This window comes from Mycobacterium sp. 20KCMC460 (assembly GCF_022179425.1).
In the GTDB taxonomy this organism is placed as follows: Bacteria; Actinomycetota; Actinomycetes; order Mycobacteriales; family Mycobacteriaceae; genus Mycobacterium; species Mycobacterium kiyosense.
Map to the genome: position 1 here is coordinate 320,698 of NZ_AP025524.1, position 13,283 is coordinate 333,980.

The 13,283-nt window shown below is 66.2% G+C and carries 9 protein-coding genes and 2 tRNA genes; 7 read left to right on the plus strand and 4 right to left on the minus strand.

Translation table 11 applies throughout. From position 1 onward, the window contains the following. The first annotated feature begins 12 nt into the window (after nucleotides 1–12). From recF to MKCMC460_RS01520, 7 genes are all read left to right on the plus strand, one after another. Nucleotides 13–1,170 carry a DNA replication/repair protein RecF gene (gene recF / locus MKCMC460_RS01490; RefSeq protein WP_238305240.1) on the plus strand — a complete coding sequence of 386 codons (1,158 nt, stop codon included), beginning with the start codon at nucleotides 13–15 and terminating at the stop codon, nucleotides 1,168–1,170. After that, the gene (locus tag MKCMC460_RS01495; RefSeq protein ID WP_236979293.1) at nucleotides 1,167–1,715 is read left to right on the plus strand and encodes a DUF721 family protein; all 549 of its coding nucleotides are present in this window, start codon (nucleotides 1,167–1,169) and stop codon (nucleotides 1,713–1,715) included. The genes recF and MKCMC460_RS01495 overlap by 4 nt, the downstream gene beginning before the upstream one ends. A 245-nt stretch (nucleotides 1,716–1,960) precedes the next feature. Further along, on the plus strand, nucleotides 1,961–3,994 hold the full coding sequence (gene gyrB, locus MKCMC460_RS01500; RefSeq protein ID WP_236984528.1) for a DNA topoisomerase (ATP-hydrolyzing) subunit B: 2,034 nt from the start codon (nucleotides 1,961–1,963) through the stop codon (nucleotides 3,992–3,994). Between the two features lie 34 nt (nucleotides 3,995–4,028). Beyond that, nucleotides 4,029–7,133 (plus strand): intein-containing DNA gyrase subunit A, encoded by a 3,105-nt coding sequence (gene gyrA, locus MKCMC460_RS01505; RefSeq protein WP_236979295.1) that lies wholly within the window; start codon nucleotides 4,029–4,031, stop codon nucleotides 7,131–7,133. A gap of 71 nt (nucleotides 7,134–7,204) precedes the next feature. Continuing rightward, a complete protein-coding gene (locus MKCMC460_RS01510) occupies nucleotides 7,205–8,056 on the plus strand; it encodes a DUF3566 domain-containing protein (RefSeq protein ID WP_238305241.1) in 852 nt (283 codons plus the stop codon). Nucleotides 8,057–8,188: 132 nt separating this feature from the next. Next, nucleotides 8,189–8,262, plus strand: a tRNA-Ile gene (locus tag MKCMC460_RS01515). A gap of 148 nt (nucleotides 8,263–8,410) precedes the next feature. Continuing rightward, nucleotides 8,411–8,483, plus strand: a tRNA-Ala gene (locus MKCMC460_RS01520). Nucleotides 8,484–9,217: 734 nt separating this feature from the next. Here MKCMC460_RS01520 and MKCMC460_RS31505 read toward each other — a convergent pair. The 4 genes from MKCMC460_RS31505 to cwsA form a co-directional block, all read right to left on the minus strand. Then, on the minus strand, nucleotides 9,218–10,705 hold the full coding sequence (locus tag MKCMC460_RS31505; RefSeq protein ID WP_305071299.1) for a PE domain-containing protein: 1,488 nt from the start codon (nucleotides 10,703–10,705) through the stop codon (nucleotides 9,218–9,220). 507 nt (nucleotides 10,706–11,212) lie between these two features. Further along, nucleotides 11,213–12,049 (minus strand): SDR family oxidoreductase, encoded by an 837-nt coding sequence (locus MKCMC460_RS01530; protein WP_236984530.1) that lies wholly within the window; start codon nucleotides 12,047–12,049, stop codon nucleotides 11,213–11,215. Between the two features lie 94 nt (nucleotides 12,050–12,143). Beyond that, the gene (locus MKCMC460_RS01535) at nucleotides 12,144–12,494 is read right to left on the minus strand and encodes a VOC family protein (RefSeq protein ID WP_236979297.1); all 351 of its coding nucleotides are present in this window, start codon (nucleotides 12,492–12,494) and stop codon (nucleotides 12,144–12,146) included. A gap of 239 nt (nucleotides 12,495–12,733) precedes the next feature. Beyond that, nucleotides 12,734–13,159, minus strand: coding sequence for a cell wall synthesis protein CwsA (gene cwsA, locus MKCMC460_RS01540; protein WP_236979299.1), 426 nt, complete (start codon nucleotides 13,157–13,159; stop codon nucleotides 12,734–12,736). Nucleotides 13,160–13,283 lie beyond the last annotated feature (124 nt).

Sequence of the window (13,283 nt, forward strand, 5' to 3'; positions counted from 1 at the left end):
TGCAACGCGCACGTGTACGTCCGGCATCTGGGCTTGCGTGATTTCCGGTCGTGGCAGCAGGTGGACCTCGACCTGAGCCCGGGCCGCACCGTCTTCGTCGGGCGCAATGGGTACGGCAAGACGAATCTGCTTGAAGCGCTGTGGTATTCGACCACCTTGTCGTCACATCGGGTCGGCACCGACGCGCCCTTGATCAGGGTCGGCGCCGACCGTGCCGTGGTGTCGACCATCGTGGTGAACGAGGGCAGGGAATGTGCCGTCGACCTTGAGATCGCTGCCGGCCGGGCCAACAAGGCCAGACTCAACCGGTCGCCGGTACGCAGCACCCGCGAGATCGTCGGGGTGCTGCGGGCAGTGTTGTTCGCCCCGGAGGACCTGTCGCTGGTGCGCGGCGACCCCGCCGACCGGCGCCGGTATCTGGACGAATTGGCCACGGTGCGGCGTCCGTTGCTGGCCGGTGTGCGCGCCGACTACGACAAAGTGTTACGGCAGCGCACCGCGTTGCTGAAGTCGTTGTCGGGGGCCCGATTTCGCGGTGACCGCGGTGCGCTGGACACGCTGGAGGTGTGGGACAGCAGACTGGCCGAGCATGGCGCGCAGTTGATGTCGGCACGGATCGCGCTGGCCGACGAGCTGGCCCCGCAGGTGCAGAAGGCCTACGAGCTGCTGGCTCCCGAATCACGTTCTGCTGCAATCACTTACCGTGCGAGCATCGATTCGGTGGTGCCTGATGCCGCGGGGGTGGCAGATCCGCAGACTCTGGAAGTGGCGTTGTTGACGGCGCTGGCTGCACGTCGGGACGCCGAGTTGGAGCGCGGGGTGTGTCTGGTCGGACCGCACCGCGACGATCTGGAGTTGCGGCTGGGCGATCAACCCGCCAAGGGGTTCGCCAGTCACGGCGAATCATGGTCGTTCGCGGTGGCGCTGCGGCTGGCGGCCTACGAGTTGTTGCGGGCCGAGGGCAGCGACCCGGTGCTGTTGCTCGACGACGTGTTCGCCGAGCTCGACGTCAAACGCCGGTCGGCGCTGGCGGCGGTCGCCGAATCCGCCGAGCAGGTGTTGGTGACCGCGGCGGTGCCCGAAGACATTCCCGACGGCTGGGACGCCAAGCAGATGTACGTCGAATTGCGCGACGGCGAGACCGGTTCGGTGTCGGAGGTGGTGTGGTGAGTGCAGAGCCGGACGAGCAAGACGCGGTAAACCAGCGCGGCATCGACCTGGTGCGGCGAACTCTCGAGGAAGCGCGGGCCGCGGCCCGTGAACGCGGCCAGGACGCGGGACTGGGACGTGCGTCGCCGTTGGCGCCGCGGCGCCGGGTCGCCGGATCGCGGCGGCGATGGTCGGGGCCGGGTCCGGACGCTCGCGACCCGCAGCCATTGGGGCGGTTGGCTCGGGATCTGGCCAAGCAGCGCGGGTGGACATCGCAGGTCGCCGAGGGCGCGGTGTTCGGTCAGTGGAATACGGTGGTCGGTCACCAGATCGCCGATCATGCGACCCCGACCGCTTTGAACGACGGGGTGCTCAGTGTGACGGCGGAGTCGACGGCCTGGGCCACCCAGTTGCGGCTGATGCAGAGTCAGCTGTTGGCCAAGATCGCGGCGGCGGTCGGCAACGGGGTGGTGACGTCGCTGAAAATCACCGGCCCGGCCCGGCCGTCGTGGCGTAAAGGACAGAAGTATTCCGGGGGTCGGGGGCCGCGCGACACCTATGGATAGCGGGCGCCCAACCGGCGTGACGAGGGCACTCCTGACGCCGCCTCAGAGCCGCCAGAAATTCACAGACCCGCATCTGGAACGTCGGGACGCATCCCCAGCGAAGAAATTGAGCGCACGGCGCAATCAGATGGGTGGAAACGCACCCACAAAATCGGTCCTGACGGTGGTTCACGGTAGACTGACATGATGCGACCGCTGCGGTGACGGAACCGCTCGCATGCAACCCCAAGGAGAGCATTCCGACCGTGGCTGCCCAGAAGAAGAAGGCGCAAGACGAATACGGCGCGTCGGCGATCACCGTTCTCGAAGGCCTCGAGGCCGTCCGCAAACGCCCAGGCATGTACATCGGGTCCACCGGCGAGCGAGGTCTGCACCACCTCGTGTGGGAAGTGGTGGACAACTCGGTGGACGAGGCGATGGCCGGTTACGCCACCCAGGTGGACGTGAAACTGCGCGACGATGGCAGCGTCGAGGTCGCCGACAACGGCCGCGGTATCCCGGTGGCCATGCACGCTACCGGAGCGCCCACCGTCGACGTCGTCATGACCCAGCTACACGCCGGCGGCAAGTTCGGCGGCGAGAACAGCGGCTACAACGTCAGCGGTGGTCTGCACGGCGTCGGTGTGTCGGTGGTCAACGCGCTGTCCACCCGCCTGGAAGTCGACATCAAACGCGACGGCTACGAATGGTCGCAGCACTACGACCGCGCCGTGCCGGGCACCCTCAAACAGGGTGAGGCCACCCGTAAGACCGGCACCACGATCCGGTTCTGGGCTGACCCCGACATCTTCGAGACCACCGAGTACGACTTCGAGACCGTTGCGCGCCGGCTGCAGGAGATGGCCTTCCTGAATAAGGGCCTGACCATCAACCTCACCGACGAACGCGTCACCCAGGAAGAGGTGGTCGACGAGGTCGTCAGCGACACCGCCGAAGCACCCAAGTCGGCCGAAGAGAAGAAAGCGGAATCGGCTGGGCCACAAAAGGTCAAGCACCGCACCTTCCACTACCCCGGCGGCCTGATCGACTTCGTCAAACACATCAACCGGACCAAGAGCCCGATCCAGCAGAGCGTCATCGCTTTCGAGGGCAAAGGTGAGGGCCACGAAGTCGAGATCGCGATGCAGTGGAACAGCGGCTACTCCGAATCGGTGCACACCTTCGCCAACACCATCAACACCCATGAGGGCGGCACCCACGAAGAGGGCTTCCGCAGCGCGCTGACCTCGGTGGTGAACAAATACGCCAAAGACAAGAAGCTGCTCAAAGACAAGGACCCCAACCTCACCGGCGACGACATCCGCGAAGGCCTGGCCGCGGTCATCTCGGTGAAGGTGGCCGAGCCGCAGTTCGAGGGCCAGACCAAGACCAAGCTGGGCAACACCGAGGTCAAATCGTTCGTCCAGAAGGTCTGCAACGAACAGTTGACACACTGGTTCGAGGCCAACCCGTCGGAAGCGAAAACCGTTGTCAACAAGGCGGTTTCGTCTGCACAGGCCCGGATCGCGGCGCGCAAGGCCCGAGAACTGGTGCGCCGCAAGAGCGCAACCGATCTGGGTGGTCTGCCCGGCAAGCTCGCCGACTGCCGCTCGACGGATCCGCGCAAGTCCGAACTGTATGTGGTGGAGGGCGACTCGGCCGGCGGCTCGGCCAAGAGCGGCCGCGACTCGATGTTCCAGGCGATCCTGCCGCTGCGCGGCAAGATCATCAACGTCGAGAAGGCCCGCATCGACCGGGTGCTGAAGAACACCGAAGTTCAGGCCATCATCACCGCGTTGGGCACCGGCATCCACGACGAGTTCGATCTGACCAAGCTGCGCTACCACAAGATCGTGCTGATGGCCGACGCCGACGTTGACGGCCAACACATTTCGACGCTGCTGCTGACCTTGCTGTTCCGGTTCATGCGCCCGCTGATCGAGAACGGGCACGTGTTCCTGGCCCAGCCGCCGCTGTACAAGTTGAAGTGGCAGCGCAGCGACCCCGAATTCGCCTACTCCGACCGCGAGCGTGACGGTCTGCTGGAGGCCGGGCTGAAGTCCGGCAAGAAGATCAACAAAGAAGATGGGATTCAGCGCTACAAGGGTCTGGGCGAGATGGACGCCAAGGAGCTGTGGGAAACCACCATGGACCCCAGCGTGCGGGTGTTGCGCCAGGTCACCCTCGACGACGCCGCGGCGGCCGACGAACTGTTCTCCATCCTGATGGGCGAGGACGTGGATGCGCGTCGCAGCTTCATCACCCGCAATGCCAAGGACGTCCGTTTCCTGGACGTCTAAAACCGGTTGGCGTTCAACGACAAACGAGGACCACATGACAGACACCACGCTGCCGCCGGGTGGCGAAGCCGGCGACCGCATCGAACCGGTCGACATTCAGCAGGAGATGCAGCGCAGCTACATCGACTACGCGATGAGCGTGATCGTAGGCCGCGCCCTGCCGGAGGTGCGCGACGGCCTCAAACCGGTGCACCGCCGGGTGCTGTATGCGATGTACGACTCGGGATTCCGCCCGGACCGCAGCCACGCCAAGTCGGCGCGTTCGGTGGCCGAGACGATGGGCAACTACCACCCGCACGGTGACGCGTCGATCTACGACACCCTGGTGCGCATGGCGCAGCCGTGGTCGCTGCGCTACCCACTGGTCGACGGGCAGGGCAACTTCGGTTCGCCGGGCAATGATCCGCCGGCGGCGATGAGGTACTGCGTCACCGGAGATACGATGGTCTGGCTGCCCGAGGGCCGCGCTATCCGAATCTGCGATGTAGTCCCGGGCGCTAAACCCAATAGTGACAACGTCATCGAGTTGAAGGTGCTCGATCGGCACGGAAACCCCGTGATTGCAGATCGGTTGTTTCACTCGGGTCAACATCCGACATTCCGGGTGCGCACGCAGGGCGGGCACGAAGTCACCGGAACCGCGAATCACCCGCTGCTATGCCTGGTCGATCTTCGCGGTGTGCCGACACTGCTGTGGAAGCTGATCGAGGAGATTCGACCCGGCGACTACGTGGTGCTGAGCTCCGAGCGTGGGGGCCATGCACGTTTCGCTCGGGCGAAAACCCGCGTAGTCCCCACTGTCGAGGAGGTGCCTGGCCTCGCCGAATTCCTCCGGAACTACGCGGACGATCCCGATGCGTCCGCTATCGCAACCGATCTCACCGACGGTCGCTTCTACTACACCAAAGTCGCCTCTGTCACCGAAGCCGGCTCCCAACCGGTGTACAGCCTCCGCGTCGACACGCAGGACCACGCTTTCATCACCAACGGATTCGTCAGCCATAACACCGAGGCCAGGCTCACCCCGCTGGCCATGGAGATGCTGCGTGAAATCGACGAGGAGACAGTCGATTTCATCCCCAACTACGACGGCCGGGTGCAAGAGCCGACCGTGCTGCCCAGCCGGTTCCCCAACCTGCTCGCCAACGGATCCGGCGGCATCGCGGTCGGCATGGCCACCAACATCCCGCCGCACAACCTGCGCGAGCTGGCCGAGGCGGTGTTCTGGTGCCTGGACAACCACGACGCCGACGAAGAGGCGACGCTGGAAGCGGTCATGGAACGGGTCAAGGGCCCCGACTTCCCCACCTCCGGTCTGATCGTCGGATCCCAGGGCATCTCCGATGCCTACAAGACCGGCCGCGGTTCCATCCGGATGCGCGGAGTCGTTGAGGTAGAAGAAGATTCGCGCGGCCGCACCTCGCTGGTGATCACCGAGCTGCCGTATCAGGTCAACCACGACAACTTCATCACCTCGATCGCCGAACAGGTCCGCGACGGCCGGTTGGCCGGCATCTCCAACATCGAGGACCAGTCCAGCGACCGGGTCGGTCTGCGCATCGTCGTCGAACTCAAGCGCGACGCGGTGGCCAAGGTGGTGCTGAACAACCTGTACAAGCACACCCAGCTGCAGACCAGCTTCGGTGCCAACATGCTGTCCATCGTCGACGGGGTGCCACGCACGCTGCGGCTGGACCAGATGATCCGCTACTACGTCGAACACCAACTCGACGTGATCATCCGGCGCACCACCTATCGGTTGCGAAAAGCCAACGAGCGGGCCCACATTCTGCGCGGCCTGGTCAAAGCGCTCGACGCGCTCGACGAGGTGATCGCGCTGATCCGCGCCTCGCAGACCGTCGACATCGCCCGCCAAGGCCTGATCGAATTGCTCGACATCGACGAGATCCAGGCACAGGCGATCCTGGACATGCAGCTGCGCCGCCTGGCAGCCCTGGAGCGGCAGCGCATCGTCGACGACCTGGCCAAGATCGAAGCCGAAATCGCTGACCTGGAAGACATTCTCGCCAAACCCGAGCGACAGCGCGGCATCGTTCGCGACGAACTCGGCGAGATCGTCGAAAAGCACGGCGACGACCGTCGCACCCGGATCATCGCCGCCGACGGCGACGTCAGCGACGAAGACCTGATCGCCCGCGAGGACGTCGTGGTCACCATCACCGAGACCGGCTACGCCAAACGCACCAAGACCGACCTGTACCGCAGCCAAAAGCGCGGCGGCAAAGGCGTGCAGGGCGCCGGGCTCAAACAGGACGACATCGTGCGGCACTTCTTCGTCTGCTCGACCCACGACTGGATCCTGTTCTTCACCACCCAAGGCCGGGTGTACCGGGCCAAGGCCTACGAACTGCCCGAGGCCTCCCGCACCGCGCGCGGCCAGCATGTGGCGAACCTGCTGGCGTTCCAGCCCGAGGAGCGCATCGCGCAGGTGATCCAGATCAAGAGTTACGAGGACGCGCCGTATCTGGTGCTGGCCACCCAGAACGGGCTGGTGAAGAAATCCAAGCTGACCGATTTCGACTCCAACCGCTCGGGCGGAATTGTCGCCATCAATCTGCGCGGCGAAGACGAACTGGTGGGTGCCGTGCTGTGCTCGGCCGAGGAAGACCTGCTGCTGGTGTCGGCTAACGGCCAGTCCATCAGGTTCTCGGCCACCGACGAGGCGCTGCGGCCGATGGGCCGCGCCACTTCCGGGGTGCAGGGCATGCGGTTCAACGCCGACGACCGGCTGCTGTCGCTGAACGTGGTGCGGGAAGGCACCTATCTGTTGGTGGCCACCTCCGGTGGATATGCCAAGCGCACCGGGATCGAGGAGTATCCGGTACAGGGCCGCGGCGGCAAGGGTGTGCTCACCGTCATGTACGACCGCCGGCGCGGCCGGCTGGTCGGCGCGTTGATCGTCGACGACGACAGTGAGCTCTACGCGATCACCTCCGGTGGTGGGGTGATCCGGACCGCGGCGCGTCAGGTTCGCAAAGCGGGTCGGCAGACCAAGGGTGTTCGCCTGATGAACCTCGGCGAAGGCGACACCTTGCTGGCGATCGCCCGCAACGCCGAGGAAAGCGCCACCGACGACGTGGACGTGACCGGTGAAGACGGCGAGGAATCGAGTAGCTAGCGGGCGGGGGTCGGCTTACGGCGAACCCGGCATAGACTCAGCTACTTGAGCAGAACATGTGAGGAGTCGGGGTGAGTTCACCGAACGAGCCGGGCGCGCCCAGTCCGGGTGACAACCCGAACGGCGACGGGGCAGCAGAACGCGCCGGCGCACACCGGGCCGCGACCGGGCGGGCGCCGGATGCCGCGGACTCGCCGCCCTGGCAGCGCGGGGCCGCCAGGACCACCTCGCAGTCCGGGCCGCGACCGGCGGCTGATCCACCCACCGACGTCCGCACCCCCACCAGCTCGGAGGCTCGTCTGAACCGCTTCATCTCGGGTGGTTCGACGCCCACCCCCACCCCGGCAAACCCGTCGAAGGAGCCGCCGGCGGCGCGCGCCGACAATACGCCCGCGGAGGCGTACGCCAGCGAGCTGCCCGACCTGTCCGGGCCGATTCCGCGGCCGACGCAGCGTAAGTCCACCCCCGAACGCAGCGCGGACACCGCGACTTCGTCGGGCCGCACGGCCGGGGAGGCGCGGGAATCCCGCGCGGTGGCTGTCGGGTCCCGGCGGGGCCGGGGGCCGGTGCGCGCCAGCATGCAGATCCGGCGCATCGATCCGTGGAGCACCCTGAAGGTGTCGCTGCTGCTGTCGGTGGCGCTGTTCTTCGTCTGGATGATCGCGGTGGCCTTCCTCTACCTGGTACTCGGCGGCATGGGAGTGTGGTCCAAGCTGAACAGCAACGTCGGGGACCTGCTGAACAACACCAGCGGTAGCAGCGGCGAACTGGTGTCCAGCGGCACCATCTTCGGCGGGGCGGTGCTGATCGGGTTGGTCAACATCGTGTTGATGACGGCGATGGCCACCATCGCCGCGTTCGTCTACAACCTCACGACAGATCTGATCGGCGGTATTGAGGTGACGTTGGCGGATCGGGACTAAAGAGCCGAGCGGGACGGGTTCGATGGTGGCGACCCGCTGCGCCCGGCCGAGACGCGCTTGCGATCACCACGGCGTTTTGGGAGTCGGGCGGCCGGTGGGGTAATCTCGTCGCTCGTCCGTATGCGCAGTTACGGGCCTATAGCTCAGGCGGTTAGAGCGCTTCGCTGATAACGAAGAGGTCGGAGGTTCGAGTCCTCCTAGGCCCACGATCATGTTCTCGACACGACGTCATTTGAAATGGGTATTGCCGCTGGCGGCGGCCCTGGGCGCGGCGGCCGTAGTGCGGTCGCGGCGCGACGTCGAGGTCTGGCACGTGGCGCCCGATCCATCCTCTGGTCAGGCCTCTGACCCCCAGGGGCCTTAGCTCAGTTGGTAGAGCACCGCCTTTGCAAGGCGGGTGTCAGGGGTTCGATTCCCCTAGGCTCCACTTTGTGATGAGTCGGGTCATGGGTTACACATGAGTCGCGTCATCGGTTACAGATTCCCCGGCCATCGGCCGGGGTTTTTGTTTTGGTTGCGCCAGTAGTTTTTGGTGGCTTCGATGTGGTGGCTGCTGAGGACGTGGTGGCCGGTTTTGCTGATCACGGTGACGGTGTTGGTGGTGACGAGGATCAGTACCGGGGTGCCGGCGTGGGGGCGGCCGACGCCGAGGTGGTGTAGGCGGCTGCCGTGGCGCAGGGTGAGTTTGCCGAATTGGTCGATGGTGTCGTGGCGAATGCGTAAGTGGGTGTGGGGGTTGTGTTTGTACCTCGCGTGGGCTCAGCTGTGGTGCGCCGTACTGGATGCGGCGCAGTCCAGGCTTGGTTGAGCATCCCCGATGTCATCGACTGCCTCGCCGCCCCGTGGCCAGCGAGACAGGTAGCCAGCCTGAAGCGGCGAGTCTCTCTGGCGCGTCCGCAGCCGTGCGACGGCGTACGGCGAGGTCCGTTTCCGGATCTACCAAGCAGACTACGACGCCGCGATTGCCGTGTTACGTAATGCCATGGGCGAGAAGAACTTTAGGAGCGTGACACCATCGTCCTTTGCGAGATCAGCGGTCTGGCGATCGCGCTAGATTGATCGTCTGCGACGACGCCTTACCGTGCGGTTCACGCCGAGATTTGCGGGCGCAGTCCCAAGTCTGAACCTAGATCGCAATCGCCTGGTTCCACTCAGCCACTGTCAGAGCGTCCCGGCAAATCCGGATAGTCCGAACAGCGCCCCGGCGGCGCCGGGAGCGCCTGGGACGCCCAAAATCTCGCCGTTGGGGAGCCCGGGGTTGCCGCCGTTGCCACCCGCCCCGATCAGCACGGCGTCGCCCCCGTCCCCGCCACGTCCGCCGACGGACGAGATGATGTACCCGTCGCCTCCTTGCCCACCGTTGCCGCCGTCACCGATCAGCGCGGCGTGCCCCCCGTGCCCACCGGCCCCACCGGGAGCGCCCAAGCCGACACCAGCGTTTCCGCCGCCGCCTCCTCCGGTGCCGCCGGTGCCGCCCGAGCCTAATAACCCGCGAGCATTGCCACCTGCTCCGCCGGTGCCTCCGGCGTTACTGGCGCTACCTCCGGCCGAGCCGCCGGAGCCGCCGGAGCCGCCGGACCCGATCACCATGGCGGAGTCGCCGCCAGCCCCGCCGGCCCCGCCGGTTTTGCCGTCCCCGCCCGTGCCGCCCGTGCCGCCCGTGCCGAAAAACCCATTGCCGTTTCCGCCGTCCCCGCCTTGACCGCCGAAATTGACGCCATGGCCGCCGGTGCCACCACTGCCACCATTGCCGGACAGCAAGCCACCGGCTCCGCCGTGACCGCCGCTTCCGCCTACCAGCGCCCCGCCGGCACCGCCTGCACCACCCGCACCGCCGGCGCCCAATAGCAAAGCCTGGCCGCCCGCGCCGCCGGCGCCGCCCGCACCGGTCCCTGGTACGCCACCGACGCCGAAGCCGCCGGCGCCGCCGATCCCGCCCGTCCCAAACAGCACGCCGCCGCTGCCGCCGGCGCCGCCGGCGCCGCCGTTCAAGTAGCTGGTCCCACCGTGGCCGCCAGCTCCGCCGGCGCCGAACAGCCCGGCTGCGCCGCCAATCCCGCCCGTCCCCCCGACGCCGGCGTCTGTGGCCCCACCCGCACCCCCAGCGCCCGGGTGTCCCCACAACAGTCCGGCGGCCCCGCCGTTACCGCCGGTACCACCGTTCGGGTTGGGATGCGCGCCGCCGCCTGTTGTCCCGGAGCCGCCGTCGCCGCCGTTGCCGAACAACCACCCACCGGCCCCGCCGTCCTGTCCGGTACCCGGCGCACCGTTAACGCCGTTGCCGATCAGCGGGCGTCCGGTGACCGTCAAAAATGGCGAATTGACCGCGCCCAGCACGCCCTGCTCGATAATTTGCAGGGGTGAGGCACTGGCGGCCTCGGCCTGCGAATACGCGGTGGCCGCCCCGCTCAACGCCACGACGAAGCGGTCGTGGAGGGCCGCCGCGAGCGCAGCTAATCTCTGATAAGCCAGGGCGTAGTCGGAGAACAGCGCCGCGACCGCGGCCGACACCTCATCAGCCGCCGCGACTGCCACCACGCCGGTCGGGGCGGCCGCGGCGGCGTTCGCAGCGCTTAATGCGGACCCAACACCTGCCAGATCGGAGGCCGCCCAAGCGCACACGTCCGGAGTCGCCATTACATACGACATCAATGCCCCCTGATGCTTTACATCCGTCGCTGCATCGGTTTCCGCAAATTAACAGACCGCGAAGGAATGCATAGGCGATTGACGCGAATATTTGTCTGGCTTCCCGCACTTGTTATCCAGTTGGAGCGGAAGGCGGTTGGGCACGCTGTGCACGCGCGAGAGCGCGTTCGATGAGCGGCGGCCGGCAGGCCGACGCGCTCGACTGACTCAGCCGCACATCACCGCCGAACAGGGCCGGTATCGCGACGAAGCACGCAGGTACGCAGCGGAACTCGACGAGGCCGGCACACCGATCGAATACTTACGAAGTCCCGGTGTCGACCACGGCAACAACTGCATCAGCGATGCCATGGACGCGACCCGGCACACCTACGCTCGAACAGCTCGGTCACGTTTCGCACGGCCACCCGGCAGTGTGGTTTTCCAGCCGCAGGTCAGACCATTTCCTTTCAGATGTGCGTAGGGCTCGAGTCTGGACCCACCGGCTCCACAGCGTAAAAGCGCAGTTCAGTACACGTAGTTCTCGCCGCTGGCTCGCACGGTGACGTCGCTGATGTTGATTCCCCACGGCTGGTCGATGACGTGGATCACGGCGTCCGTCAGATCATCCGGGTTGATCAGCCAGTACTCGATCGAGTCCACATCGGTCTGTTCGGGACGAAGCCCCTCCCCCTGCAGTTTGGCGAGGTTGTCGAAGAACTGGCCGCCGCGTTGGGCGGTGATGCCGCTGATCGCGGTGGGGTTGACGATCCAGCTGGCCAAGTTGGTGCCCAGCACGCCGGTTGGCTTGATCGTGGAGACCTTGATCTTGCCCTGCGCCTCGACCCGCAGCGAATCCGAGAGCGCATCCACCGCCGCCTTGGTCGCGCTGTAGACGCCGGCGCCTTCGATGCCGGCGTTGCCGTAGATGGACGAGATGTTGACCACCTGGCCGCGGCCTTGCGCGATCATCGTGTCGTAGACGGCCAGGATGCCGTTGAGCACACCCTTGATGTTGATGTCGATCGCCAGGTGCCACTTCTCCCAGGCACGTTCGTGGTCGGCGAAGAAAGCCAGCGGCATCACGCCCGCGTTGTTCACGATCACGTCGATGGCGCCGTAGGTGTCGACAGCGTGCTCGGCGACCGCCTTGACCTGGGTCAGGTCGGTGACGTCGGCGACCCGTTCGGAGCCCTCGAAGCCGGCGGCCCGGATGCCGTCGAAAACCTCGCCCAAGCTCTCCGGATTGACGTCCATGCCAACAACTTTCGCCCCGCCGGCGGCGCACTTCTCGGCGATCAACCTGCCGAAGCCGCTGGCAGCGCCGGTGACGATGACGACCTTGTCCGTCAAGTACTGCGACATGTCTTGCCCACCCGTCCCGTCGGCCGATAGTGCGTTCCGCACGACTTACATGTCACACGATGTCCGGAACGACGAAACGAGCAGGCCCGAAAAATCAGCTCCCCAGCGGGCGGTAGAACACCAAACCGTTGCCCTTGTTGTCGTAGACCACGGCGCGCCGTTCGTGTGCGTCGTCGTAGGGGGCCTTCACGATGCCGCCGCCACTGGCCTCGGCGGCCTTCGCGGCGGCGTCGACGTCGGCGGTCTTGATCCCGACGACCACCTGCCCGGGGATGGGATGGTCCACCGCGGTCGCCAGCGCCAAGGTGACCGATCCGGCGTCGAGTGCCGCGAAGTGGACGCCGTCGCGGAATTTCACTGTCATGCCCAGGGTTTCGTAGAACCGGATCGACTCCTCCAAGTCGTCGGTCGACAAGATGATCATTCGTACGTCGTGTTCGCTCATTAATGCCTCCTTGGAGACCCATGCTGTATTGGTCCGCAAGGTCGGACTAGGGCCGAGTGTCACTTCGTCAGCCGGGCGACGAAACAAGCGCAGATGTGAAACCGCCGCTTATCGTTGCGACGGCCGAACACCGAACTCGTCGAGCGACCCAATTGACTTGGCGCACAGGGAGTTACATTCGGACACGGTGCGCGAACCGCCGGTGCGGACGTCGAGGAGAGCAGGCCCAACTGCCTCGATCAGGGCCGCGGCTGCACGTCGACGCTCGGCGGACGGGGCGAGGGCTCGGGGCGCGACGAACGGCGCACGATGCTGAACGCGACGGCGCCGCCTGCCAGCACCACCACGGTCGCGCCGGCGATCACCCACGGCTTCTTGCTGCGCCGCTGGTTACGGCGGGCATCCTGCAACAGCTGCGGCAAGCTGGCGACCACTTCCTGCGCCGCGGCCAACTCCTGGCCGATGGTCTCCTGTGCGGCGGCGATCTCCTTGGCCAACTGGCCTTCCCGATACCGCCGGCGGACCTCGGTCGCGGCCGAGTGCGCCGATTGGACGCCGAGTCCGACAACGCCGCGGGTGACGTCCACTGGCCCCACTGCCGAGTAGGTTAGGCCCCGCGTCAGTCGCTCGCGTGGGGTCAACCGGTCTTCCGCGGTTCGGCTCATCTGCTGCCGCCCTTTCTGTGTACTGCTCAAAGTCCTACGCAGTCCTATCAGTTAGCGAGCGTTCGAGCTAGTACCTGCGCGACCGATGCCCGAAAGGGATGCCGCGGGTGCACCGGCTGCGGGT